Consider the following 23,918-nt stretch of genomic DNA (forward strand, 5'->3'; position numbering starts at 1 on the left):
TGAAGATCGACGACCCGTCCGTCCATCTCGAACCGGGTGACCCGCTCGACCTCATCCGCCGCCTGAAGGCCGAGGACACCGGGCAGGACATCTGGCTCTGCGGCGGCGGCAAGCTGGCCGCCTCCCTGCTCCCCGAGATCGACGAGATCGTCCTGAAGAGCTACCCCGTGATCGCCGGCGCCGGCACCCCGGTCTTCTCCGGAGCCTTCGACCCCACCCTCTTCACCCCGATCCACCGTGAATCCTTCGCCAAGGGCGCCCAGGTCGCCTGTTCACCAGAACCCCTTGACCGAAGCCGCCAGGCGGATTCCTCGCTCAGGCTCCTTCGATCTCGATGAGCGAGCCATCAGGACCGTGCGTAAAGCGTCGCGGCGGGCCCATGGAGTCGATGATTTCCTGAAGGGCAGCATCATGGATGGCCACCTCATCCGGGTTGGACGGATCGGTGAGCCGGAACCCCAACAGCTCAACGTCATCCAGCTGGGGATCGTCCGAAAAGATCTCACCTTCCAGAACGAACCCGAACATCGTCCTGAGCACATCCTCCCCGAGCTCAAGTGGATGGAACGGCAGCGCATACGGCTCGTCCGACCACTCGGGATCATGCGGCACCGCATGCTCGCCGCCCCAGTAAGGCACCTCGAACGGAAACGGTTCGCCGATGTTCTCCACGACCCCCTCATCGGGGGAGAGGCTGAGCGACCGAACCAACCGACCGTCCTCCCAAACCGCGAAGGCCAGCCAGTCGGACACGCTGTGCATCGCATGCAGGACGAGCCTGCGCTCTGCTCCCGCCTCGACCAGATGAGCCGAAAGCTCGGAGGGGCGACTGAGCATCACCCGCTGGTCGCAGACCACATCGACCCCGGGAAAGCTTGCCGCATAGGTCGTCCCATAGGGCGGATAAGTGCCGTCGCCAAGCGTCGACGACTCGACCTCCTGGACCGTCCACCCGGGATAAAGGTCCTTGATCAATCCCCTGGTCCGCACCCGATCCGACGCGGCCGCCGCCCGAAGCACCTCCCGAACGTCCCCGTTCGAATAGACCAGCAACCCAGTCTTGGCCCCCATCGCTGCGCCCTTCTCCGTCGACAATGGCAGGCAGCGTAGCGACCCGCCACGACAGAACGGCGGACGCCTTTACCGGTGTCCGAACAGAGAGGACGTCGTGCGAACGAGGTGGCGACGGCCGGCGCCTCGGGGCTCAGGGGAGATAGGTAGGGCGGCCCATCCACCAGTTGCCGGGGGCGTCAGGGTCGGTGCTGGACCAGAACTCGATGATCGCCTGAACGAACTCCGTGCTGGACAGAAGCCCGTCGCCGTCGGTGTCCAGATGTCGGAACGCCTCCGCGGCGTCGGATTCGGACACGCCGGGGAAGTGGCCACGCTGGAAGACCAGGAACTCGTCCGGACCGACCGTGCCGTCCGCGTCGGTGTCGGCGATGTCCAGGAACGCCTCGGCCAGGGCGCCCACAGTGGCCCGGGCGGCGGCGGGGTCCGCGGCCAGGGAGCGGGTGGAGACGACGAACTGCTCCTTGGTGATGGCGGTACCGCCGCCGGGGATGTGCGGCAGATGCAGGTCCCGCCAGATCCGCAGGAAGGCGTCGATGATCTGGCCCTCGGCGTCCGACCCGGACGGATGCCCGAGCGAGGCGGCGACCCGCCGGCCCATCAGGACGTGGTCGTGCTCGGTGAGCCGCCCGTCGCCGTCGACGTCCAGCGACTCGAATCCGTGGCTGATCTTGGCGGTCAACATGTCGGCAGTGGGCACGATCGCCTCCTAATCACCAGGACGGACGGGCATCACGGTAAGCCGTCCAGCGCCGACATTTCGGACACCGATACGCGAGTGACAGGAGAGTGTGTCCGGTCGATGCCATACACCTGTCACCCCGGGCAGTGCGCTTCACCAACCATGCGCACCGGACGCGCCCGTCCCTGTCGCCCAACGCGGCGGCAAGCGGACAGGCCCACACTCGAACCCTCGTCACCTTGTCGCACAGCCCACCGGACGCGCGTTCGGCCGCTGGGCCTCGGTCCAGGTGCCACCGACCCGCATTGATCCAACGCAGGCGCTCGTTGGTCGCAGAGCGACTTCAGCTGTCAGGCAGGTAGTGCTTGAGCAGCGTCTCACTGATGCCGCCGAGTCGACGGATCAGTTCGGGAGAGGACGCCGATCAGGTAGACGCGGACGCTCTAGACATGCCGTGGCGCCGCGGCCCGCAGCGCGGCCAGCCCCTCTTCGATGAGGACGACGAGCCAGCCGCCATCCAGCCGGGAAACCATCCCGCCCCCTCGACCCTCGACAGCTAGCACGAAGCCACCCGGGGCCAGAGGCCTTGCATGGCATTCAGCCCCGTGAGACGGCAGCCCTGCCCAGTGTCCGCTTCCATGACCTACGACACACCTGCGTCCCGTCGCACCTGGATGTTGCCCGAACCTCGTCCGCGAGAGCGCTGGCCACTCGGACATCGAGGTCACGATGACGATCTACGCCCTCACCTCGCTTGAGGAGAAGCAGGCGGCGCTCGGGAAGCTGGGGGACGTCCACGAGTGAGCCCGTAGCTGTCAAAAGGCCCGGACACATGATCGTGTCCGGGCCTTTTGGCTGTTCAGAAGTGTGGGCAGGGGCGGGGTCGAACCGCCGACCTTCCGCTTTTCAGGTCACACAGCCCCAACGCTGTGCTGACCTGCAAAAACCCTGGTCCCTGACAAGCGACAACCCGATAAGCGGATTGTCTTCCCAACCAAGCTACCACCGCGCTCTCCCGCAACCCCAGCAACGGAAGGCACATATCACCTGGACGCTAGGCGCATGGGCTCGCGTCAGGTACGGGCTCTCGGATCGGCCTCTCGGTGAGAAGGGCGGCGGCGCTCGACGCGCAACGGGCGGGAGGCAGCCAGAACGGAGGACAGCCAGGTCGCCTCCGCCCGGTTGATGATCATTCCGGCAACCGTGATCATTCCGTCAACGGGGCCGTCGAAGCGTATCGAGTTATCGTCGATGCGGAACATCTGCCAGTCAGCATCGCTGTGCCAGAGTCGAGCAAGATCATCGCCCCGGCGCTGAGCGAAAACCAACTCCTCTCCGAACTCGTTCAGAAAATAGCCGACGTAGTCATTCTCGATGATCTCACCGTCGCATAGACGAGCAAGCAATGATTCGATGCCTGATGGGACATCGTTCACGTTCCAGCCTCCTTGTCAGAATCGGAAACTGGTGATGCGAGGGCGAGCATCCGAGATGCCGACTTCAGCAGAGTTTCGTAGGTAATTACTTCTATTCGGGCCGTATGCGTGTTGTAGGTACGCAGGGTCTCCGCAATCTCCTGCTGGGTGATGGTGCCCTTCACGTACCGGGGATGCCCGATTACAACCGTCGCCGAGGCCCTGCGACTGTCGACACGATGTTTATCGAGGATCGCTTGGCGGTTCTCATCCATGGCCCTCAGATAGTTCTGTGCCTGGGATACAGCTTGATGCGCGGGCGCTCCCAGCATGAGGTGACCACTACGCCGAATGACCAGATCCCTGATGTTGGCGCGTTTGAGCTCCACTACATGGAGAGCTCCGTCGCCGCGTAGGAGCGGAATGTCGAGGATGGTGTCCGGTGTGTACTGACGACGGGCGAGCTCGGCAACATAAGCGCCGCCGAAGAGCCACTCCTGGTTCTTCAGGCAGTCATGTAGCGCGCTCTCCGAACTGTTCGGGTCCTCCACCGTCGCGCGCAAGGCCGCGACGCCGGCCCGTCTTGCCCGCAATTCAAGCAGCTGTGCGAGCAGCCCTGCATCAACGTCCTCCACGTTGTCGCTCACGAGCCGCAAGGCAGCGGCGGAGGGTGACTCTGGCAGGGCTCGGAAAACAAGCTCCATGTGTCCGAGCTGCTGTAGCCAAGCCGTGTCCCGAGCGGACAGACGAATTCCACCCTGACCGGAGCCGATGCCTATCCTGCCAGTCGACACAGCGATACCTCGAAAGAGATCACGAGCGTCTGCTGCCGTCGCATCAGGCCTATCCCGACATAAAACATCCAGCGCGGCAACCGCCCGGTCGGCACCCATGGCCATCACCCGCCGCATGTATTCTTCGCTGAACTGTCGAGCTTCGTCGTCGTACATGTTCTCCAGGACTTGGAGATACAGGTCACCACGAGCGTAGGCCGCGAAATGCTGAAAGCGGCGAGCAAGCGCGAAGTCCTCGTGAAGGAAGGCCTCCCGGGCCGTGTCTTCGAGGGCATCCACCAGCGGGCGACCCTTGCCGTACTTGGAACCGTTGTTTCTTCCTCCGATGATCCTCAACACCGCGTCAATGCTCTCTAGCAGCCTCGGGTGACTGGTGAGTTCACGTGCTTCCTCGACCATGCCCAAGAGCGTGAAGCTGGATCGAAACGTCGCCACGCGACCACTATAGAACCGGGCACCGACACAACTGGGCGAACCGGCGGGTAGACGAAAATCCCGCCTTCGCGAACGCTAGAAGACTCAAACGCTAACTTAGGGCTCCTAGTACCGTTCGGCGCACCAGGCCAGGTAGATCCGCAGATCTGATTCGGTGTGCACGCGCGAGGCACCCTTGGACCGTGCCAGGTAGGCGCGCATCGCCAACCGCAGGACGTCCCGGCCGGCGGCCCAGCGCTGGGCATCGCGCCCAGAAGCCCATGGAACGAATTCATGCTTGCGACACAGCGCCCACATCCGGTGCGACCAGACCGACCACCCGCGGCATGAGAGGACGTCTCTAGCTGACGTGTCTTTCAGGGCGGATCACCCCACCCCGGAAGGGGGTGGGGGCCGACGACACTTCTTACAAAGCGGTGCCGATTGGCAGGCGGGTCAGCCTGCTGTAGTGCGTGGAGCTACCGCATAGGTCTGGAAGAAGTTGCCAGCGGTCAGCTTGGCGTACGCGAGTTGCTCCGCGACGGCTATCTCGTCCTTCCAGCGCCCCTGGCCATCGGCGAGCGCGACCGCGAATCCACGAACTGCCTGCTTGAGTCGTTCCCAAGTCTGCGTGGTGACGACTCGCATGTCCGGTACGGCGATGCCCTTGTCGTGGATGGTGTCACTGGGGTGGACCATCACCGGCACCTGGTCTGCGCCGGAGTGAGTACTCTCGTCCCAGCGCACGCTGCCGCCGAGCTGGTCGAGGTCGCTCTTGGAGATCGTGTCGGTCGAGCAGCCGGTCTTCAGCTCGATCACGGCGTGGCGACTGGAGCTCAACGCCCACAGATTGTCCGGGCCAGTTCCGTACCGCTTCTCCGGGCGAGTGCTCGCCAGACCGAGATGACGCCCCAGACGTTCCCACGCTGCCTCCGCGTCGTCGGTTCGGTCCTCATCTCCCCAGACGATCTCGTCCAGCAGTGCCCGGACCCCCAGGACCAGGGCCATGCCATCCTTATATTCTGCCGTCAGGAACTCCGCTGCTGCCGCCGCTTGCGCGGCTGTTGCCTTGAGCTGCATCGGCGTCACTCCAGCGGCTGGTCGCAGAACGAATGGGTTGTCGGCCAGTGCCCTGGTTAGCAGGCGCTGGGCTGAAGCTGCGTCAACCTGGTGCAGGTAGGCGGCACGTTGTTCGGTGAGCAGGCCCCTTGCTGCCTTGTCCTCGAGTTCTGTGATGGTGCGCTGCATCTGATCAGCGGCCCCGCGCAGCTGCCCGGTGACGGCCAGGTCGAACGCTTCCCGGGCCGCGATGGCTTCGGGGCGGACCACGCTGCTCTCGGCGTAGCGGATATCGGCGAGTGCCCGGTGACTCAATGTCAGCCACTGTGGTTCGCGATCCAGGCAGGCGCTGATGGCGAGCCGGACCGCGTCCAACCCCTCCCCTTCAATCTGCTGGGCGATCTGATGACTGAGCTCGACCTGGGCCCGCGTCGCGGGGGAGAGCAGCCCGCGTTGCCGGGGCTCATGGATCGCCACAGCCAGTTCGCTGCCCAGGAGCAGGACAACGCAGTGGTCTTCGCTGTCGCGTACCCCCCGTCCCATGCCTTGCTCGAGCCGCTGAATCTGCCGGATCAGCAAGGTTTCGCTGCCCCACAGGACACCGGCCTCGCGGCGCTCCGCAGCGTCCATCGGGCGAGGCACACCATCCAGGATCAGCAGGTGGCAGGCATTGCCAGGCAGGTCGACACCGTCGTACTTGTTGACCAGCACCACCAGGCCGACATGGCCAGCCTTCAGGTCCGCTACGCCGGCCTCCAGGTCACCGACGAGGTGGACACGGTCGGCGTAGGGGCGCCACGCCAAGGCGGCTTTCTTGGTGGGCACCAGTACGACCACGTTGACCGGTTCGTCCTCGACGACGTTGTCGCCATCACGGTCGCCGTCGGCGAACTGCCGGGCCATGACCCGTACGGCCTCGTCGTCCAGCTCAGGATTAAGGCCGACCGGAGCCAAGATCATCCGATCGCCCAGGTCAGATGCGCTCCCCGGCGTGACTGGCCGCCGCAGCATCGCGGGATCTGCGTCCAGATCGGTGACCAGGACACTGTCGTCGGCGAGGGTGGCGGTGAGGTAGACCCGGCGTGCCGCCTCATGGAAGGCGGGAATCATCGCGATCGGCAGGCACGGCGGACGCAGTTCCACACCGCGGCTGGTGATAGTCGCCGCGCACAGCGGCAGTATGTCCCCGATCAGCGGCCACACGAACTTGAACTCGTCCTCCTTGGCGTGCGGGTGCAAGATCGCCATGACCTCGTCCCGCCTGTCCACCCAGGACCAGAACGGGATCCGGATGGTGGCGGTGTAGTCGTCGGCACAGACGTCTGCCCAAGCCTTGGGTGACTGGGCCTTCACGTCCCCAGCGAACTCTTCGAGGAGTTCGTCATATGCCTCGTGCTCCGCGGGGATAGTCAGCCGAAACTGACCTTCGGCGGTGGCCAAAGCGGCGTGGGCGTCGTCCACGACGACGATGCCCAGGTTAATCTTCTCCCTGTCGTCTCCCACGACGCCAAACACCGACATGCCGTTGATTAGCTTGTGGAAAGTCGTCACCAAGATGGCCCTCCCCTGGCGGAACGCCAGGTCCTTGGCATCGTCGGTGGTGACCAGCCCTAGCCGGTCCGCCTCCGTCCGCACCTGCCGGGCCAGGTAGGTGTCCGGCGCGAGATAGACGGCCTTGCCCACTCCCTCGTTCAACGTGCTCTGAGCGATCAAGAGGCCGACGACGGTCTTCCCACCGCCAGTGTTCTGCTTGATCACGACGTCGCGGTCGCTGCGGCGATCAAACCAACGCTCCAGCACCTCACCCTGCTCGTGCCGAAGGTAGGGCCAGGGGCGATGGGGAAGCGCAGCGTAGATCTCGCGTGGCCGCAGCAGCGGCGACACGTTTCCAGCGCCGACACGGTTCCAGTCGAGTGGCATGGTGCGGAGTCCCTCCTCGGACTACGTCGCGATGCGAGCGTCGCCATCATCTCGCCGACACCGACGCAACGGCATGCCACGACCAGTGAGCTCTTTCAGTGGGTTTGGGCTTCGCGGGTGTGTAGGACGTGGATGGCTTTGGCGAGGTGGCCGGCTTGGTGTGGGCAGCAGCGGAGCTTGTGGAGGATGGCCTAGTGCTTGAGCTGCGCGTTCGCGCGTTCGCCGGGTGCACGAAGTCGGGCGGGGCCCCCGGTTGGCGTCCTTCTGCGACGCGGGTTTGCCGGTGCCGCGGTACGGGATGAGCAGCGGGCCGTCCGCTCCTTGGTATGCCTTGTCGGCCAGGACCAGGAACCCGGCGGTCTCCAGGGCGCGTGGGATGCCCCAGATTCTGGCGGCGGTCAAGTCGTGGACCGAACCGGGCAACGCGCCCGACACCCACACGATGGTCCGGTCGGGTGCGGCGATGACCTGCAAATTCATGCCGTGTCGGCGATGTTTCCCGGAGTAGAACGGCCGGTCGGCGGCGACCCAGTCGATCGGGATGAGGGTGCCGTCCAGCACCAGGTACAGCAGTCCGTCACGGGTGGCCTTGGGCGGCGGGCCGCCAGCAACTGCACGGTCTCGTTGATATAGCGCCATGCGGTCGAGGTGGGGACCCCGAACCCCGCCGACCTCGGCGAACGTCTCGCTTTTGCGCAGGTAGACCAGCACCATCAACGCCTGTGCGCCGGGGCTGAGCGCTCGCCTGCGGCTGCCGATCCCGGTGCGGTGTCGTCGGACCACCCCGGTCGTGTAGTTCAGGGTCTGACGCGACAACGGCAGCGAAGAACGATAGAAAAGCATGTGAAGCCTCTGGTGGGAACGGTCGGTTGTGAGAGATCACCCGTCCTACCAGGGGCTTTACTGCGTTCCCGGCCCGCCGCGCCGCCCGCGATCATGCTGTGACCAGCAGCCCTCCAGACGCCACTGAAAAAGGCTCACTCAGTTCAAACATACGCCACTCTGTGCATGAGCAGTCGTAGTAGCCGTTGCCGCCGCCGAGACTGCCGAGAGTCCGCGTCCGTCCAGAGTCGGTCCCTCAAAGGTAAACAGACCTGTTAAATTCAAGCCTATTGTCAGTACGCCCGCTAGCCAACTCACGACTCAGAAGGCACTTGTCCGATCACCGGCCATCGGTTCATATCATGCGTGCGAGCCGCCACTTCGCTACTCATCGAAGAGTGTCGCTTGCTCTCCATGAAGTGTGACATTAGGTGATGCCACTATTTCCATCACGCTCGCCATCTCCACATCATTAGGCGCCACCAAGAGGGGAACGGCAACGCCGACTAGTTCGTTGAGGGAGAAGGTTGCACTAGTGTGGCCAGACGCAGTGAGCGTGGAGAAATCACAAATCAGTCGCCGTCCGCCTGTAACTGCCACTGTCGCTCGATGAACTTTGGTATTGGGTTTGGTGGCCAGCTGCAAGAGTTCATCATCGCCGGTGACATCGGCATCACCTTTGGATGAATATCCAATCAAGCGGCTGCCAGTGTCGAGCTCAACATTAGCTACCCGAGACCTGTTCCCGGTGGCTCTTCTCCGCAGGTTGTCTACGGATATCCCGTCCCATCGCTCAGGTCTCGGCAGTTCATCGACGCTCTTGGCAGCAATATAGCCGGTCCATCCTCTGCCACGTAGGCTAAGGTTGCGCCGTCGTATGGACCAACTCGGCAGTGATCGGTCGGCATCCTCTCCCAGCTGTTCTGCCTCGAAAAATATACGCATGGCCCGCACCATCAGGCGGTCTACGTTCGCATTAATGAGGCTATTCAGATTGGATGAGAAGTCCGGGACGTCGAGCGCAGCCAATTGCGCTACAGTGATTGAGCTACCGAGGCGCCGCCAAAAGTCCACACTCGCGGACGACAGATTCGAAATGAGGAACTCGAGGTCTTCTTTTGTCAGCTTCCCGGACAAATCCTTCGGGCCGGGAAAGTCGGAGGGGCTTCCCCCGTGACCTTCCCATACCGACTGTAGAACTCTCACCATCCTACCGGACTGCTCAGGCTTTAGCAGTTCTGTCAGATATCGGGTAGCACGCCCAGTGACTTCACCTTCTAGATTTTGGGCGGCCTCAAATCCGTTTGCCGTAATTGCCTCGGCTGTTGTGGCGGATTCATAATTCAAGAATCCCCTTCCGCCCCGCAGAATGGCTTGGGCGAGCAAACCGCCTGTCGCCTGGCCACCTTCCTGTCCCCCAAGTTCTTCTATGCCGTCAGGGTCGGCTACAAGTGTGTCTATGGCTTTGGCGGCTTCAAGTAGCCGGCTCGATGCTGATTCGTTGTCGTTCTCCTGAGGTTCCAGCATGACGATCAGTGGATGGCTCGGGGCGGTCCAACCTAGATCGTCTTGGATCCATCTTGGGTCTGAGGTGGGCCGCAGAAACACATGCCGCTCCCTGTTCTCGCGCGGCCACTGCAGGATCATATCTGGCGCCAGGGAGTTGTTGAAATACTCGGTGTGGTGAACTACAGCACTTGGATCAGCCGTTTCCAGATGCCTGGTGACTGCTGTCTTGACATTCGCAATTAGGCGACTTGGAATAGGCTCGGAATATGCGTAATTTAGTGCAGCCATGAGAGTGCCTGACATTAGTTGGCCACCCTACGGTCATTGGCCAGCATCAAGCTGACGACGTGCACGTAATGCTCGTGCGCAATAACGAGATCTTCCTGTTGATCGCAAAGTGTTATCATCCATACACGCTGCGAGACGCCAGAAATCAAGGCCGGATCGATCTGCTTCTGGGCTTCCGCCTCGTCTAGCGTCCCAAAAATCTGAGAACAATGCTTCAGGACGGACTTCTGTACTGCCAATGCTGTCGCGTGTTCGTGCCATTTTTGAGCCTGGAATGGCGACCAGGATATCCACATAAATATGTCGGAGCGATCCGGCTTCTCGCGCAACGCCACATAGCATTGGGTGAGGAATTCGCGAAAGTGGACAGCCAAATCCATCTCGTGAGTGTAAGATTTTACTTCAGCCAGGAACGTCTTGCCTTCGAGGTCGCCACCGCGAAGCTGGCCGCCCATGTCAAAAGAGAAATCTTTCCCGTGCGGCCAGTCGAAGGCAAGAAGCTCCTTTAGGCCGCGGTTCTCATTTGTCCATATTTGCTTGACGCGCGTTGAGGCGTCGAGCCACTTCTTTGCACGCCGAAGGCCATCGAAGCCCTTTATTTGATGATCCTCGCCCGCCATAGGTTGTCAGATTAGGGTGACTACACAGGGTAAGGAAAGTGCACCTCTTGGCCACTTCCGGCCGTTTGAGGGGTTCGGGCAGCAGGAGGGATCGTTGCCGTCCACTGGGCAAGGCGGCTCAGAACCACTTCCCTCACAGCCTGGGCATGTGCCCGTGCCGGGCTCCGCCCGTTGAGCTGCGGGCTTCGCAGACGCCCGGGACCGGTCGGCAAGGGCGGGGCGGCCCGGAGTGGCCGCACGTCCGTCCGGTACGACGGCGGCGGCCGTTTAGTGGGCGCTCTTGTAGATGTAGAGAAAGTTCCTATCCGGCGCGTTGGAGTCACCTGGCCGACGTGGCTAGTCGGGGCGGCGCCCAGTGTCCGCCCGACTGTCGGGCTGCCTACGTTGCCTCGGATCCTCCTGTGCTTGGTCTATGAGGCCCTGGTGCGCTGCCAAGATCGGGCGCATGAGTGATGTGTTCGGCAAGGGGTTCGAGTTCGGGTGGCCATACGACGAGGTGATGCGGCATGAGGGGTCAGACCTGGACGTGCGTGTGGTGGTTGCGGGGATCCCACAGGACGTCAAGGACGAACTGAAGTACGACGAGATCCCCTGGGGGCGTTTCTCGCATGCCGATGGAGCGGCGGTGAACGTGCCTGAGGACTTGGAGCGGATAGCGTTTCCCGGCGAGGACCTTGCCTGGCGTGCTCTGGCGAGGCTCTGGAACGGCGTGGTACATCAGGGGGGAACCTATCCGCCCGCAGCGCTGGCGGCCCCGTTCCTGATGCGGTTGGCCGTCCCATCGGTGACGCACCTCGTGCAAGCCTCCTTGACCTCGTGGGCGGAGCTGCACGGCGATCCCCATACCGAGAGGTAACGCGGGAGGGGCTCCTCCAAATCGAGAGTGATCAATTGGTGATTCTCTCGAGCGGCTATCTGGAGAACTGGGCGATACAGGCGGTGCGCGTCGCCGTCACTGCTGACGTCTCTCTGCTGCTGGACCTTCTCAATGACGCCGATTCGGAGGTTCGGGCCGGTGCCTGCTTCGTCTTGGCTGCCGCGCTGGACGAAACTGAACTGATTGCCCTGGCGCTGCGACGACGGTTAGACGTTGAGGATGTCCCGGCTGTGCGTTTGAGCCTCATCCTGGCGCTCACCCAACTGGCCAGAGAGCATCCGGACGAGACAACCGCTGCGCTGCTGAGGCAATGGTGGTCGGCTCCGGGCCGGCCCATCGACTGGCGAGTCAGTGCTGCAATCGCCTGGCTCTGCCTGGTGGACGATCCGGTCCCCGACGATCTGCGAGCCCTGCTCACCACGGTGATCAACGATGAACTCGCCGAACAGTGGGGGAGCGTTCCGTGGATGGAAGGGGTCGACAGGGACGGTGTTGGCTTCCGGCGCTGCGTGCACCGGATGCTCAATCCCGGGGTGGGCCGGCGACCAGTCGATGACGATCCATGGGCAGAACCGCATCCGGGATGACTGGCCGTGCAGCGCGAACCAGCGGCTACTGGTATCGAGGAGTGTTGACTCTGCGTCATCGAGGAGGAACTATGGAGCGCAAAGCTTGCCATCTTGCTTGAAGGTGTTTCGACTCAGGCAAGAGAGAAGGACCGGTGTTGGTGATCGGACTCCTCTGATGTCCGGAGACGCTTCATGAACGAGCCTGGTACGCCTCACGACGGCTACGTCCTTCAAGTCGGACGTGGCCTGCGTGCACGAGCCCTTGAGCTCAACTGCGTGACTTCGGCCCAGGCAGGCTGGGTGTCTGGCGGTGGTTGCCATGAGTGTTGAGTCGCCCAGCCATGCCATCGTCGAGGCTGCCTGGCACGCCGTGAGGGACGACGGGCGGGTTCGCGCCGAGCTGATCGAGGTCGCCTACGCGGAGCCCCGCCTCCGCGAGTTGTACCCGTGGACGGGTATGGGGGAGCTGCACTTCAGCCGCTGCACCGGCAAGCGCTGGACGTGGGACATCCCATACATCCAGCCCACGCGAGATGCCTACTGGGTATCGGGCCCGCTGCGTTCCGAGACAGTGGGGCCGGCGGCCTCCGCCGCGGAGGCTGTCGCGATGGTGGTCGAACGCCTTCCAGCCAATTGCGGTCCCGCCTTCCTCGGCACGCCAGAAGAGCTTGCCGCGCACGAGGCGGGTTAACAGTCCGTGGCCTTGCCCCGCGTTATGACTGGGACGACTCAGGGACTCCGCCGGGACAGGGCAAGAGATGGCCTTTCGGCACGATATTCGGCCTGGATCGGGCGCGATCCAGGCGTGGTGATGGAGGACCAGGCGCGGTCCTTGAGCGGGAGATGGGGGGTTGATGGGAGAGGTAGACAGCAGCGACGGAGTGAAGGTGAGGCGGACGGCGCGGAGGCGTCGGTATCAGCGAGGGGTGGAGCGGCGGACGTCTCGGATTCCGGTGTGGGTGTCGGAGCGGGAGCGGGCCGTGTTGGCGGCGGCTGCGGAGCGGTCGGGTTGGGCACTGGGGGCGTTCGTCGCCGAGACCGCTCTGGCGGTGGTTGAGGAGCGGCAGCCGCCGGAGTGTGAGCCGTTGCGAGAGGTCGTGACTGGACTCATGCAGGCTTCTGGGCAGGTGAATCGGGTCGGGGTCAACCTCAATCAAGCGGTTGCCGCGCTGCATGCAACGGGGGCGCCGACCGCTGCGCTTGAGGGATACGCGAGGACGGCAGACCGGGTCCTGCTGCGGCTGGACGAGGCCGTGCAGGAGGCTCGGAGGAAGCTGCGGTGACGGCTCGTTGATCGCCAAGGTCCTGCGGCGGGATCGAGTCCATGGCGTGCTGCGGTACCTGTTCGGGCCCGGTGCGAATGGTGAGCATGTGTCACCGCGGATCGTGGCGGGGTTCAGGCCGTCGCATCTCCTGCAGCCGGCGCAGCGGGTGGACGGGCGGTGGGACCTGCGGTACCTGGCCGAACTGTTGATGTTGCCGGTCGAGGTGCTCGGGGACCGGAACCATCCCCGGCCGGTGTGGCACGTGCCGGTGCGAGCCGCGCCCGAGGACCCGATCCTGACCGATGAGCAGTGGGCGCAGGTCGCCCGCGAGGTGATGGACCGGTCCGGACTAGCGCCGGACGGCGATCCGGACGGCGTCCGTTGGATCGCCGTCCGGCACGCCGACGACCACGTCCACTTGGTCGCCACGCTGGCCCGCCAGGATGGGACGCGTCCGAAGGTGTGGAACGACGCCTACCGCGTGCGGTCCGCATGCCGGTCCGTCGAGGAACGCTTCGGATTACGGCGGACGGCTCCGGCGGACCGGACCGCGGCCCGACGTCCGACACGGGGAGAGACCGAGAAGGCGCGGCGCATCGGGATGCCACGCGATGCGCGGTCCGAACTGCGCCGGCTCGTGCAGACCGCGGCGGCCGGTGCAGGGAGCGAGGCCGCGTTCTTCGCTCAGCTTCAGGACGCTGGCGTCCTCCTGCGACTCCGGTACAGCGAGCGCCAGCCGGACCAGGTGACCGGCTACGCGGTTGCACTGCGGGAATGCCGGACGGCGAACGGAGAGGCGGTCTGGTACAGCGGCGGCAAACTGGCCGCCGATCTCACCCTCCCCAAGCTGCGGCGGCGCTGGCCGTCCGGCCACCTGGCTGTCCCCGGACGGGACCTGTCAGAGCGGACCGTGCGCGCCTACCTGCGGACCGTCCTCCGAGAAGCGGCGGCGCAGGCGCGGACGCCAGCCGAGTTCTTCGAGCACCTGGAACGCGCGGGTCTGCTGCTCCGACTTCGGCAGAGCGAGACCAACCCTGGTGAGATCACCGGATACGCCGTCGCCCTTCCTGATCACTTCGGTGCTAACGGCCGGTTGCGCTGGTTCGGTGGAGGGAAGCTGGCGGCTGAGTTGTCGTGGACGGCGTTGGGGCGCGCGTTGGGCAGTGGGCAGCCAGCGCCCCCGCTTCCAGAACTGACAGCGGAGGAGCGCAAGGCGATCTACCAGGACGCGGCGAGGGCGGCGGAGTTCGCAACGACGGAGATCCGCCGCTACATGGTCGTCGACCCGCATCGCTCCCGAGACGCCTGCTGGGCTGCGGCCGACATCCTCCGATCGGCTGCGCTTGCCACGGGAAACCGCCACCTGGACGAGGCCGCGGATGCCTACGACCGGGCCGCCCGTGCCCCATACGGACGCGTCCCCCGCGCGACGCCAGCCGGGATGCGGCTGCGCGGTATCGCCCGAGTCCTGGCAGCCACCAGGGCCGGGGACGGCTTCCTGGTCCAGTTCGTCGCCGCGCTCGTAACGCTTATCGAAGAAATCGCCGACCTACACCTCTGGCATCGCCGACAACCCCAAGCGGACGCAGCCAGGAGCGCAGCAACACTCATCCGACGCGCGGCGCCAAGGCAGCCCGAACCACGCTGGTTCGTCCAGACCAAGGAAGTCCCGACCCCAGCAGCGGAGATTCCGAACCCAGTAGCGGTGGTGATGGCAGAGCTGCCGCACGGTTGGCAGCCCCCGCTCGTGGTCAGTCCGCCCGCCGCACGCAGGCCGGCTCCCGCCCCAAGACGACGCGGCCCGGCCCGCTAGAAGCCGCATCGGCAGGTCGTCACACTCGTGACGACCTGCCGATGCGCGCCGGAGGATTCAGTGCGAGGTGTCGATCTGCTGAATGATCGCCTCGACGGTGTCCTGCAGATCGAGCAGCGGATACCTGACGGGCAGCCCGTCATCGGTGCACCAGAGGAAGACGTCGCGCGTGATGTCGACACGCAACCTGTCGAGGTGAACCGTCGTCGTGCCGTGGTCGTCGATCTTGTGCTTGGCGGGCAGGCCACGCGAGCGCAGCGCGAGAAGGAGCTGCTGACTTGCGCGAAGCGGCTTTGGGGTGAGGCGCGTGCCGAGCCAGGGCTGCGGCAGAGGCAGCGTGAACCAGACCGCCTTTCCCGTCACCGGATCCGCCTGAAGCCGCGAGCGACTGGGGTGCGCTCCGACCGAGGCAGCGAGGGCGGCGACGATCGCGAGCCCCCTGCCATGCTCGTCCAGCAGGTACTCGTCCGACCGGACGGGAAGCGCCTCGCGGGCGGTGTCGAAGACGGCGACCACCAGATGCGGGGACCGGGCGGTGCGTATCCACGTCCAGAGTTCGGCGGTGCTGCCGGGGGCGTGGAGGAGCTGGTTGGTGGCCAGCTCCGAGACCGCGAGCGCACCGTCATCGATGAGATCGGACGGCAGCCCGAGCTCATTCATCACGATGGTGAGCGCCGAGCGCGTGACGGACGCGCAGCTCGGATCACTCGGCAGCGGGAAGGAGCAGTGTCCTCCAGCGATGAGATCGGGGGAGAGGCTGTTCAGCACGACCCGCCCCACCCGTCCTGTCGCCCGCGCTGCGGAGGGACACAGCACGCCTCCCTGCACGGGCGGGTCTCGACGGAACGCCTCGTGACTGCGCTCCAGAGACGGAAGAATACTCGGCGCCGGACCTCAGGAGCCGCGCCCAGGACGCCACCTATCCGCAGAGTCGGGACGGGCCTCGCCGAGCTGTTGGAGCCTGCGGTGTAGCTGCGCCGGAGAGGGACGGCGACCAGAGGCTGAGGAACCGACGCCCAGGCAGGATGCAGAGCCGGGCGTCGAGCAAGAGGCGCGACCTGAGCGTGCAGTTCCTCAGCCGTGGCCGCCTCCAGGAGGCGGAACGTCCCGTCCGGAGCCTGGTCGAGATGCCAGTAGCTCCCCGTCCAGTCTCCCCACCACGCGACAACCGCAGGATTGCGGACGCGCAGTTCAGCGAGCACCCGCTCCGGGTCGGGCTCGTACCTCGCCCAGGGAGACCGGCTCGGAGACGGGACGCCTGCCTGCGGAAACCGAATGCAAGCAGGCGGGGACGAGCTTGCGGGTTGGACTGTCCCCACACCCGGGGGATTCGTACGATTGTGCATTGGTTGGATCTCCAGAATCCGATCAAGGTCCCGGTCGGTGTGCCAGCACCGGCCGGGGCCGCCTCGTCTCGCGGGGTGCTCCTTCCTCGGCCTCTCGGGGCCGATCACTTGCAGCGACATCACTCATCGGATCTTGTTCAACACGTTGAGTCATCGTGCTGTGGCGCAATCATGCGCCTTCAATCGCACACCTGTCCATGCACTTGTTCAATTTCAGGTGTGACATTCTTGAGTTGATCAACGGAAAGGATCATGTAACTGTGTAAGGCTTCACGCCATGACCGAGCAGAGCCCGACCGTCAGGCATCGGCGGTTGGCCCGCCAGCTTCGTCAGGAACGCGAGCGGGCGGGCATGACGATGGAACGCGCTGCTGCGGCGCTTGGGTGGAGCCGTCCCAAGCTTGTGCGCTTCGAGACGGCCAAGACGAGGCCCAGGCCATCGGATGTCGAAGCGATGCTCGATCTCTATGGTGGCGATGAGGCCATGAAGCTCGCCCTGGTCGGGCTGGCGAAGCACGTCCGCAAGAGGGGCTGGTGGTCGGCCTTCAATGACGTGCTGACCGGTTCCTTCGCCGAGTTGGAGAACGACGCGGGCAGTATCCGCACGTGGCAGGTCCAGACGGTGCCCGGACTTCTCCAGACCAGCGACTACGCGCTCGCCGTGATCCGCGCTGGTAGCAAGGACGAGCCAGAGGCCGTCCAACTGCGGCGGCTTCAAGCGCGCATGGCGCGGAAGGCCGTGCTCGAACGCCAAGACGGACCCCAGTTCACGGCCGTGCTCGACGAGGCACTTCTTCGGCGTCCTGTGGGAGGCACGTCGGTCATGGCGCGCCAGCTCGACGCACTCGCCGATGCGGCTCGCAAGCCCAACGTCAGTCTCCGAGTGCTCCCGGCGAGCGTGGGCGAGCACAGTGGACTGAACGGATCGTTCGTCATCCTCGGATTCGAGGGGGCCTACGACCCCGACGTCGTCTACGTCGGCGGAGTCGCGGGCGAGATCTTCATCGAGGACGTGGAACAGGTTGCCCGTAGTACGGTGAGGTTCGACTGGCTGACTGATCAAGCGCTCTCCGAGGACGACTCGTTGGCCTTGATCGAGGACCTCGCAGAGGAGTACCGGCAGTCTTATGAGTCCTCACGTTGATCTCTCCGAAGCTCGCTGGCGCAAGTCGAGTTGGAGCGGGAGCACGGACAGTGACTGCGTCGAAGTGGCACCCGTCTCCAGGCTCATCGCCCTTCGCGACTCAAAGGCGCCGGCCTCGGGCGCTCTCTTCGTCACTCCCACTGCATGGCGCGCGTTGCTGCACTCCCTGGGACACCTGACGAACGACTGACAGGGATTCACGTTCGCCTCCTCCGCCTCATCGCTGGCGTGGCGAAGGAGTGCATGTCTGCATGACCGAGGGAGTCGCAGAGTGGACGGCCTTGACCTCTCCGGTGCGAGTTGGCGTAAGAGCTTCAGAAGCGACGCCACGCGAGAGTGCGTGGAGGTGGCGGCCGTCGCCTCGCATGTGGCCGTCCGCGACTCGAAAGCCCCGGACCTGGGGACCCTGCTCGTGACGCCGACGACATGGCACGCGCTGTTGCGCCATGTGACAGATCGGGCGAACGCCTGACCCGGACTGTGGCGCTTCGGAGGCTCTGGTCGATCCGCAGGGAGCTGGTCCGGCCTGGATGTGGACCGCTGGCACAAGTCAACTGGAGCGGGAGCACGGACAGCGACTGCGTCGAAGTGGCACCCGTCCAGGCTGATCGCCCTTCGTGACTCAAAGGCTCCGGACTCGGGCGTTCTGTTCGTGAACCCTGCTGCGTGGCGCGCGGTGCTGCGGTGCGTGAGGGATCGGGCGAGCAGCTAAGGACTCGTCCTGCCCGCCAGCAAGGGCGGATCGGTGGACGCGCGGCGCGGTGGTTGTCAAAAGACTACTCAGCGTGGCAGTGTTGGAGCGCAAACAGCTTCAAGCTTTGTTAAGCGGTCGAAGAGCGTGCTGCCGAGCGCCTCGTTCGTTGATCTGGAGTGCGCTGATGTCCGAGCAGGCAGGCCGTGACCCTGATGTGCTGACCACCGCGGAGCTGGCGGCGAAGTTGGGGCTGTCGGCGCAGACCGTCCGGCGGATGGCCAACGCCGGGCAGATCCCCGCGCTCAAGACCGGCAAGGACTTCCGGTACTCCTGGGAAGCCGTTCGCGAGGTGCTTCGGCAACCGCATCGTGAGCCGGAGCTGTCCGTCCCCAAAGAACCCAAGCCGACGAAGGGCGCGGGCTACCGTGCGCAGCGCCGGGCCCGGACTGGCGCTGCGTCCACTGACAGCGAGAACTGAACCGGCTATCCATCCGCGTGCGCTTGCGACGGCGGGGGCGTTCGTGAGCGGCGCGACGATCCGTGAAGCAGGTGATTGTGAGCAGTATCGACAAGCGCATCGCCGCCCTGACCTCCTGGAGTAGAACGCACGACCGCAAGAAACGCACCCAGCCCGCCCGTGACGCCTTCCTCGCTCGCTTCGAGCGCGAGGTCGATCCGGACGGGCAGCTCGACCCCGACGAGCGCCGACAGCGAGCCGAGCACGCGAAGCGCGCCTACATGCTCCGACTTGCGAAACGCAGCGCACAAGCGAGACGACGACAGTGACCGCGAGGGCTTGGGCGTTCAATGCCCAGGCCCTCGCTCTTCGTTGAAGATGCTGCCTGGCCACCGTGAGGGCCCCAATAGGGTGATCGCCCGATAGTGCAAGGCCACGGCGGGAGACCAGATGCCTCAGAAAACGCTCGACGCGGGCTCCATCCTTCCGCTGATGAAATTGAGTCAAAGGGGCCCAGGGGAGGCTTCCGAGCCCCCGCCGGGCCCGGAGCCGATCATTGAGCGCTGGCTTGGCGAGCTCTGTGTCGGCTACGTCTTCGACCTTGAGAACCGATTCCAGGACGTCACTTACACCGACTGCGCGCGGCTTGGCGTCAGGCCTGATGAGCTACCTCACCTTGGGGTCCACAACCTCACGCTCCGGCGGGACAAGCCACGGATCGTGCAAGGAGATCGACGCATCGGGTTCCTCCTTGGAGGCGACCTGGAGGCGAGCCTGCTGCTGGTCGACAATCTCTGGGAGCAGGTCGAGCCGCAGCTTCCCGGCGAGCTGATCGCCGCAGTTCCCGCCCGCGACATGTTGATGGTCACGGGGAGCCAAGTGGCGGGCGGTATTGAGGCGTTGGTGCAGGACGCCGATCGGGTGTGGGAAGGCATGAGGCAGCGCCAGGACGAGCGCCTGAAACTAACAAGAACGCTGTTGGTGCGGCGTGATGGGAAGTGGAAGCAGCTGAGGGAATGAATGATGACGACGGCCCCAGGTGAGTTGCCTGGGGCCGTCGTCTTGTCAGTCCTCCATGATGCGGTCGTAGGTGCGGCGGGCTCGTTTGCTGGCGGCGCTCTTGCCGTAGCGGCGGAGCATCTGCGGGGACGTCCAGCCGTTGAGTTCCATCAGGTCGCCCTCGGCACCGCCCCGGTCGAGCCAGGTGTGGGAGAAGTGGTGGCGGAACTTGTGCGGGTTGACGGCGACGCCGCACTCCTCTCCGCGGCGGGCGACCATCTGGTAGATGCCGTTCGCCGTCATGGGCGGGCGGTTGTTGGTGCCCAGCCACAGGGCGCGGTTGGACGCGTAGGTGTGCTTGTTGCGGACGCGGATGTAGCGGTCGGTCGCGCGGGCCGCTCCGTGGCCGAAGCGGACGATGCGCTGCTTGTTGCCCTTGCCGGTGACCAGGAGTTCGCGGCGCATCAGGTCGAGGTCGCTGCGGTCCTGGTCGTCGGGGTCGTAGGTGATGCCGGCGAGTTCCGAGAGGCGGAGGCCGGTCGAGCGGAAGAGCGTCAGGATGGCGAAGTCGCGGCGCTGGACGAACGTCCGGCCTTCGCAACTGCGCAGGAGCTTGTTGAGTTCGTCCTCGGTGAAGACGGGGACGACCTTCTCGCCCACCGACGGCGGCCGGAGCTTGGCCATCGGGTTCGGAAGTTCCTCGTCGTCGGACCACCAGCGGAAGAACTGCTGGAGCGCCCGGTACTGGTTGTTCGCGTAGCTGTCGGAGTAGGAGTCGAGCAGCCAGACCATCCAGGCCCGGACGTCGTCGGGGATGACGTCGTCCCAGTCGGTGTGAGTGGTCTTGTCGCGAAGATGCGCGGCAGCGAACCATTGCGTCGCTTCGACGTAGGTTCGTACCGTCTTAGGGGATTTGCCCTCAGCGTTGAGGTGGAGGGCGAAGGAATTGATCGCGGCCTGGTAGGAACCTGCGTGGAGGTTCTTGGGCCGCCTGCGATGCGTACCCATCGTGGGAAAGTTTTCCTCTGTTCCAGCGATGTACACCTGGGGTGATCAACCCGTTACCGGTGTTCTCGCTGGTCAGAGGCAAGATGTGGGCAGGGGCGGGGTCGAACCGCCGACCTTCCGCTTTTCAGGCGGACGCTCGTACCGACTGAGCTACCTACCCATGACGCACGTCCGCGCGTCTTGCGGTCCTGACGGGATTTGAACCCGCGGCCTCCACCTTGACAGGGTGGCGAGCACTCCTAGCTGCTCCACAGGACCTTGCGTGCTCCGAGTCTAGCTGGTTCGGAGGTGTTCCGTGACCGGGGCTTTTTGGGCCCTCGCTCTCGGCGACAGGCATGAGCTTACGGGATGCTCGAGGTGAGTGCCAACTCGATAAGCGGGGGTGGGATCGGGCGGGTTTGGAGGGGGTGGTCAGCCCTGGCCTCGCCAGGTGAGGAGGTGGCGTTCCAGGGTGAGGAACGTGGCGTTCAGGACGAGGCCGAGGGCGCCCAGCAGGACGATGCAGGTCCAGACGCCGGGGATGTCGGTGGTGCTCTGGGCGAGCATCTGCAGGTAGCCGATGCCGTTGACGCTGCCGACGAGTTCCGAGATCACCATGAGGATCAGGGCCGTGGAGAGGCTGAGGCGGAGGCCGGCGAAGATCTTGGGGGCGGCGGCCGGGAGGAGGACGCGGAGGATCCGTGCCCGCCGGGAGAGGCGGAAGGCGCGGGCGGTCTCGAGCTTGAGCGGGTCGATGTCCCGGGCGCCCTCGACCGAGTTCAGCAGGACGGGCCAGACGACGCCGAAGACGATCGTGGCGACCTGCATCTCGGTGCCGATCTTGAAGGCGGCGAGGAAGACCGGGGCCAGGGCCGGCGGGGGGATGGCGCGGAAGAGGTGGATCAGGGGCGCCAGGTGGTCGGCGACGCGGGGGGAGCGTCCGGCCAGGAGGCCGACGGCGACGCCCAGGACGCAGGCGATGGCCCAGCCGGTGAGGAGGCGGGCGAGGCTCGGGAAGATGTTGCCGGTCGCCTGGCCGGTCAGGAACAGGTGGGACGCGGGGCCGGAGAACCAGTCCTTGTGCATCCGGGCGAGGATCTCGGTCGGCGGCGGGAAGAACGGGTCGTCCGCGCGGCGGGTGGCGATCTCCCAGAGGACGAACGCGACGGGCAGGGACGCCAGGCGGGCCAGGCGGAGGATCATCGGGCCGTCCTCCAGCGGAACAGGCGGTGTTCCATGGCGGCGAGGACGCCGTTGCCGAGCAGGCCGAGGACGCCCGCCCAGAGGGCCGCGGCGAGCATCGGCTCCATGCGGGCCGAGCTTCCGGCGGTGTTGATGAACGTGCCGATGCCCGCCGAGCCGCTCGCGAAGAGTTCGGCGCTGACCGTGGCGATGAGGGCGATGCCCGCCGACATCCGGACGCCGGCCGCGACGAACGGGGCGATGGACGGCAGGGAGACGCGCAGCAGGACGGAGAGGGGGCCGAACCCGAAGGACGCCAGGGACTCGCGGGCGACCGGGTCCACCTCGCGCAGGCCGTACAGGGTGTTGACGAGCACCGGCCAGCAGGACGCGTAGACGACGATCGTCGTCTTCAGGTCCAGCGCGTCCGGGAACAGGAGCATGGCCAGCGGGATGATGGCGACGGCCGGGATCGGGCGGAGGAACTCCAGGACCGGGCGGACGACCGCCTCCAGGCGCGGCAGGGAGCCGAGGAGGAGGCCGAGCGGGACGGCGAGCGCCACCGCCTCCGCCAGGCCGAGCAGCCAGGCGGTGACGGTGGCGCGCAGGTCGGTTCGGAACGCGACGTCCCCGGCGAGGCGTCCGGCCTCGGTCAGGACGGACGAGACGGGCGGCAGGACGTCCCGGTCCACCAGGCCGGTCCGGGACGCCAGCTCGGCGAGGAGGAGGAACGCCGCGACGCCCTGGACGCCGCGCCTCGTCCGGGTCCACGCGGTTCTCCGGGGCGACCGCCGAGGCGGGGCGGCCTTGCGGGGGACTCCTGCCGCGGGGGTCACTTCGGCGAGGCCACGATCAGTTTTCGGACGTCCGGGGCCTTCTGGAGGTAGCCGTACTGTTCCATGAGGCCGGCGACCTTCTGCAGTTTCGCGGCGTCCAGGCTGGTGGGGTACGCGCCGAGGGAGATCTTGCCGGCGGTGGCGGCGGGGATCTGGGTGTAGGTCGGGATGACCTCGGTGACGGCGCCGCGGTCGGAGGCGACCTTGGTCGCGCGGATGATGGCGCGCTGGAAGGCGGCGATGGTCTTCGGGTGCTTCTCGGCGAACTTGGCCGTGCCGCCCCAGCCGGAGACCGGGAAGTCCTCGGTCGGGCCGGTGACCAGGTCGGAGAGCAGGTTTCCGCCCTGGCCGGTCTGGATGTCGGTGACGAACGGCTCGACGGCGGCGACCGCGTCGACGGTGCCCTGCTTGAGGGCCGCGCCCATGAGGGGCAGCGGGACGGGCACGACCGTCACGTCCTTGTCGGGGTCGAGGCCCGCGTTCTTCAGCTGGACGGCCAGCAGCAGGTCGGTGATGCTCTTCAGGGCCGGGACGGCGACCTTGCGGCCCTTCAGCCCGGCGAGGCCCTGCACGCCCGAGTCCTTGCCGGTGAGCACGGCGAACGAGCCGTTGGAGCCCTGGTAGGAGTCGGCGACCAGGCGGAAGTCGACGGCGCCCTTGTCCTGCGCGGTGAACGTGGAGACGTAGTTCAGCAGCGCGAGGTCCATGGACCCGTTGAGCAGCAGCGGCGTGGCCTCGGGCGACGCCTTGATCGGCTTGGTCCGGACGGTCAGGCCCTCGTCCTTGAAGAAGCCCCTCCGCTGCGCGATGGCGAGCGGCGCCGAGTCGGGGACGGGCACGACGCCCACGTTCAGGACGGGTTTCTCGAGCCCTTGCGGGTTGTCCGCGCCGGATCCGGACCCGGATCCGCAGGCGGAGGCGGACAGCATGAGGCTCGCGGCGATCGCCGCGAGCCCGAGGAGGGAGCGCTTCATCTGGGGGGATTTCCTCGTCAGGGGGCTGCGAAGAGGCGTCAGTGTACGGAAGATCATCTCTCCGTGACGGAGGGCGCTGAAACGTCCGATCCGGCGTCTGTGGGGGCGTCTCCGCCGGGCCTGCTGAAACGTGTCCGGGGGGTCGTGAAAATGGGGTGACGGCCCACCGAAACCACCCTCA

25 protein-coding genes, 2 tRNA genes and 1 pseudogene are annotated in these 23,918 nt (G+C 65.5%); 13 read left to right on the forward strand and 15 right to left on the reverse strand.

The window, feature by feature from the left end:
- The first annotated feature begins 5 nt into the window (after positions 1-5).
- Positions 6-338: a dihydrofolate reductase family protein gene (locus AB0L06_RS12290; protein WP_500231315.1), complete on the forward strand. Its 333-nt coding sequence runs from the start codon at positions 6-8 to the stop codon at positions 336-338.
- On the opposite strand, the gene AB0L06_RS12295 is transcribed toward AB0L06_RS12290, so the two are convergent.
- The 8 genes and pseudogenes from AB0L06_RS12295 to AB0L06_RS12330 all read right to left on the reverse strand — a co-directional run bounded on the left by AB0L06_RS12295 (position 316) and on the right by AB0L06_RS12330 (position 10,594).
- The gene (locus AB0L06_RS12295; RefSeq protein ID WP_500231026.1) at positions 316-1,095 is read right to left on the reverse strand and encodes a DUF6928 family protein; all 780 of its coding nucleotides are present in this window, start codon (positions 1,093-1,095) and stop codon (positions 316-318) included. The genes AB0L06_RS12290 and AB0L06_RS12295 overlap by 23 nt on opposite strands.
- A 109-nt stretch (positions 1,096-1,204) precedes the next feature.
- Positions 1,205-1,771: an EF-hand domain-containing protein gene (locus tag AB0L06_RS12300; RefSeq protein ID WP_500231027.1), complete on the reverse strand. Its 567-nt coding sequence runs from the start codon at positions 1,769-1,771 to the stop codon at positions 1,205-1,207.
- A gap of 1,055 nt (positions 1,772-2,826) precedes the next feature.
- A complete protein-coding gene (locus tag AB0L06_RS12305; RefSeq protein WP_500231028.1) occupies positions 2,827-3,189 on the reverse strand; it encodes a hypothetical protein in 363 nt (120 codons plus the stop codon).
- Positions 3,186-4,361 (reverse strand): Shedu anti-phage system protein SduA domain-containing protein, encoded by a 1,176-nt coding sequence (locus AB0L06_RS12310; RefSeq protein WP_500231029.1) that lies wholly within the window; start codon positions 4,359-4,361, stop codon positions 3,186-3,188. Before AB0L06_RS12310 ends, AB0L06_RS12305 begins: the two co-directional genes overlap by 4 nt.
- 471 nt (positions 4,362-4,832) lie before the next feature.
- Entirely contained in the window at positions 4,833-7,355 is a 2,523-nt protein-coding gene (locus tag AB0L06_RS12315; protein WP_500231030.1) for a DEAD/DEAH box helicase, read from the reverse strand.
- 95 nt (positions 7,356-7,450) lie between these two features.
- Positions 7,451-8,198: pseudogene (locus AB0L06_RS12320) on the reverse strand (transposase family protein).
- A gap of 363 nt (positions 8,199-8,561) precedes the next feature.
- Entirely contained in the window at positions 8,562-9,704 is a 1,143-nt protein-coding gene (locus AB0L06_RS12325) for a hypothetical protein (protein WP_500231031.1), read from the reverse strand.
- 284 nt (positions 9,705-9,988) lie between these two features.
- On the reverse strand, positions 9,989-10,594 hold the full coding sequence (locus tag AB0L06_RS12330; protein WP_500231032.1) for a hypothetical protein: 606 nt from the start codon (positions 10,592-10,594) through the stop codon (positions 9,989-9,991).
- Positions 10,595-11,039: 445 nt separating this feature from the next.
- On the opposite strand from AB0L06_RS12330, the gene AB0L06_RS12335 reads away from it, so the two are divergent.
- The 5 genes from AB0L06_RS12335 to AB0L06_RS12355 all read left to right on the forward strand — a co-directional run bounded on the left by AB0L06_RS12335 (position 11,040) and on the right by AB0L06_RS12355 (position 15,118).
- A complete protein-coding gene (locus AB0L06_RS12335) occupies positions 11,040-11,450 on the forward strand; it encodes a hypothetical protein (RefSeq protein WP_500231033.1) in 411 nt (136 codons plus the stop codon).
- 35 nt (positions 11,451-11,485) lie between these two features.
- Positions 11,486-12,058, forward strand: coding sequence for a hypothetical protein (locus AB0L06_RS12340; protein WP_500231034.1), 573 nt, complete (start codon positions 11,486-11,488; stop codon positions 12,056-12,058).
- A 301-nt stretch (positions 12,059-12,359) separates the two neighbouring features.
- Entirely contained in the window at positions 12,360-12,731 is a 372-nt protein-coding gene (locus tag AB0L06_RS12345) for a DUF6193 family natural product biosynthesis protein (protein ID WP_500231035.1), read from the forward strand.
- A 163-nt stretch (positions 12,732-12,894) separates the two neighbouring features.
- Entirely contained in the window at positions 12,895-13,323 is a 429-nt protein-coding gene (locus AB0L06_RS12350) for a plasmid mobilization protein (RefSeq protein ID WP_500231036.1), read from the forward strand.
- Between the two features lie 88 nt (positions 13,324-13,411).
- Positions 13,412-15,118, forward strand: a complete 1,707-nt coding sequence (locus AB0L06_RS12355; RefSeq protein WP_500231037.1) for a relaxase/mobilization nuclease domain-containing protein — start codon at positions 13,412-13,414, stop codon at positions 15,116-15,118.
- Positions 15,119-15,175: 57 nt separating this feature from the next.
- Here AB0L06_RS12355 and AB0L06_RS12360 read toward each other — a convergent pair whose 3' ends face one another.
- On the reverse strand, positions 15,176-15,886 hold the full coding sequence (locus tag AB0L06_RS12360) for an ATP-binding protein (protein WP_500231038.1): 711 nt from the start codon (positions 15,884-15,886) through the stop codon (positions 15,176-15,178).
- Between the two features lie 855 nt (positions 15,887-16,741).
- Between AB0L06_RS12360 and AB0L06_RS12365 the strand changes: the two genes are divergently transcribed.
- The 7 genes from AB0L06_RS12365 (at position 16,742) to AB0L06_RS12395 (ending at position 19,779) form a co-directional block, all read left to right on the forward strand.
- A complete protein-coding gene (locus AB0L06_RS12365) occupies positions 16,742-17,608 on the forward strand; it encodes a helix-turn-helix domain-containing protein (protein ID WP_500231039.1) in 867 nt (288 codons plus the stop codon).
- Complete coding sequence (locus tag AB0L06_RS12370) at positions 17,592-17,798, forward strand: DUF397 domain-containing protein (protein WP_500231040.1); 207 nt, start codon at positions 17,592-17,594, stop codon at positions 17,796-17,798. The genes AB0L06_RS12365 and AB0L06_RS12370 overlap by 17 nt, the downstream gene beginning before the upstream one ends.
- A gap of 81 nt (positions 17,799-17,879) precedes the next feature.
- On the forward strand, positions 17,880-18,080 hold the full coding sequence (locus AB0L06_RS12375) for a DUF397 domain-containing protein (RefSeq protein WP_500231041.1): 201 nt from the start codon (positions 17,880-17,882) through the stop codon (positions 18,078-18,080).
- 60 nt (positions 18,081-18,140) lie between these two features.
- On the forward strand, positions 18,141-18,320 hold the full coding sequence (locus AB0L06_RS12380; protein WP_500231042.1) for a DUF397 domain-containing protein: 180 nt from the start codon (positions 18,141-18,143) through the stop codon (positions 18,318-18,320).
- A gap of 166 nt (positions 18,321-18,486) precedes the next feature.
- Positions 18,487-18,780 (forward strand): helix-turn-helix domain-containing protein, encoded by a 294-nt coding sequence (locus tag AB0L06_RS12385; RefSeq protein WP_500231043.1) that lies wholly within the window; start codon positions 18,487-18,489, stop codon positions 18,778-18,780.
- Between the two features lie 77 nt (positions 18,781-18,857).
- Complete coding sequence (locus AB0L06_RS12390) at positions 18,858-19,088, forward strand: hypothetical protein (protein WP_500231044.1); 231 nt, start codon at positions 18,858-18,860, stop codon at positions 19,086-19,088.
- 121 nt (positions 19,089-19,209) lie between these two features.
- Positions 19,210-19,779, forward strand: a complete 570-nt coding sequence (locus tag AB0L06_RS12395; RefSeq protein WP_500231045.1) for a DUF1444 domain-containing protein — start codon at positions 19,210-19,212, stop codon at positions 19,777-19,779.
- Positions 19,780-19,824: 45 nt separating this feature from the next.
- Here AB0L06_RS12395 and AB0L06_RS12400 read toward each other — a convergent pair whose 3' ends face one another.
- From AB0L06_RS12400 to AB0L06_RS12425, 6 genes are all read right to left on the reverse strand, one after another.
- Complete coding sequence (locus tag AB0L06_RS12400) at positions 19,825-20,766, reverse strand: tyrosine-type recombinase/integrase (protein ID WP_500231046.1); 942 nt, start codon at positions 20,764-20,766, stop codon at positions 19,825-19,827.
- A gap of 86 nt (positions 20,767-20,852) precedes the next feature.
- Positions 20,853-20,926: transfer RNA gene (locus tag AB0L06_RS12405), tRNA-Phe, on the reverse strand.
- Between the two features lie 23 nt (positions 20,927-20,949).
- Positions 20,950-21,024: transfer RNA gene (locus AB0L06_RS12410), tRNA-Asp, on the reverse strand.
- A gap of 153 nt (positions 21,025-21,177) precedes the next feature.
- On the reverse strand, positions 21,178-21,948 hold the full coding sequence (locus tag AB0L06_RS12415) for an ABC transporter permease (protein ID WP_500231047.1): 771 nt from the start codon (positions 21,946-21,948) through the stop codon (positions 21,178-21,180).
- A complete protein-coding gene (locus AB0L06_RS12420) occupies positions 21,945-22,763 on the reverse strand; it encodes an ABC transporter permease (protein ID WP_500231048.1) in 819 nt (272 codons plus the stop codon). Before AB0L06_RS12420 ends, AB0L06_RS12415 begins: the two co-directional genes overlap by 4 nt.
- Positions 22,760-23,737 (reverse strand): ABC transporter substrate-binding protein, encoded by a 978-nt coding sequence (locus AB0L06_RS12425; protein WP_500231049.1) that lies wholly within the window; start codon positions 23,735-23,737, stop codon positions 22,760-22,762. The genes AB0L06_RS12420 and AB0L06_RS12425 overlap by 4 nt, the downstream gene beginning before the upstream one ends.
- Between the last annotated feature and the right edge of the window lie 181 nt (positions 23,738-23,918).

The sequence above is a fragment of the Spirillospora sp. NPDC052269 genome (assembly GCF_040679435.1).
Taxonomy (GTDB): Bacteria; Actinomycetota; Actinomycetes; order Streptosporangiales; family Streptosporangiaceae; genus Spirillospora.

Coding starts and splice junctions, on each gene's coding strand:
- AB0L06_RS12330 (WP_500231032.1), bottom strand. CDS start 10,594: ATGGCGGGCGAGGATCATCAAATAAAGGGCTTCGATGGCCTTCGGCGT.
- AB0L06_RS12310 (WP_500231029.1), bottom strand. CDS start 4,361: ATGGTCGAGGAAGCACGTGAACTCACCAGTCACCCGAGGCTGCTAGAG.
- AB0L06_RS12365 (WP_500231039.1), top strand. CDS start 16,742: ATGACCGAGCAGAGCCCGACCGTCAGGCATCGGCGGTTGGCCCGCCAG.
- AB0L06_RS12385 (WP_500231043.1), top strand. CDS start 18,487: ATGTCCGAGCAGGCAGGCCGTGACCCTGATGTGCTGACCACCGCGGAG.
- AB0L06_RS12325 (WP_500231031.1), bottom strand. CDS start 9,704: ATGCTGGAACCTCAGGAGAACGACAACGAATCAGCATCGAGCCGGCTA.
- AB0L06_RS12345 (WP_500231035.1), top strand. CDS start 12,360: ATGAGTGTTGAGTCGCCCAGCCATGCCATCGTCGAGGCTGCCTGGCAC.
- AB0L06_RS12425 (WP_500231049.1), bottom strand. CDS start 23,737: ATGAAGCGCTCCCTCCTCGGGCTCGCGGCGATCGCCGCGAGCCTCATG.
- AB0L06_RS12370 (WP_500231040.1), top strand. CDS start 17,592: ATGAGTCCTCACGTTGATCTCTCCGAAGCTCGCTGGCGCAAGTCGAGT.
- AB0L06_RS12400 (WP_500231046.1), bottom strand. CDS start 20,766: ATGGGTACGCATCGCAGGCGGCCCAAGAACCTCCACGCAGGTTCCTAC.
- AB0L06_RS12335 (WP_500231033.1), top strand. CDS start 11,040: ATGAGTGATGTGTTCGGCAAGGGGTTCGAGTTCGGGTGGCCATACGAC.
- AB0L06_RS12415 (WP_500231047.1), bottom strand. CDS start 21,948: ATGATCCTCCGCCTGGCCCGCCTGGCGTCCCTGCCCGTCGCGTTCGTC.
- AB0L06_RS12350 (WP_500231036.1), top strand. CDS start 12,895: ATGGGAGAGGTAGACAGCAGCGACGGAGTGAAGGTGAGGCGGACGGCG.
- AB0L06_RS12395 (WP_500231045.1), top strand. CDS start 19,210: ATGCCTCAGAAAACGCTCGACGCGGGCTCCATCCTTCCGCTGATGAAA.
- AB0L06_RS12315 (WP_500231030.1), bottom strand. CDS start 7,355: ATGCCACTCGACTGGAACCGTGTCGGCGCTGGAAACGTGTCGCCGCTG.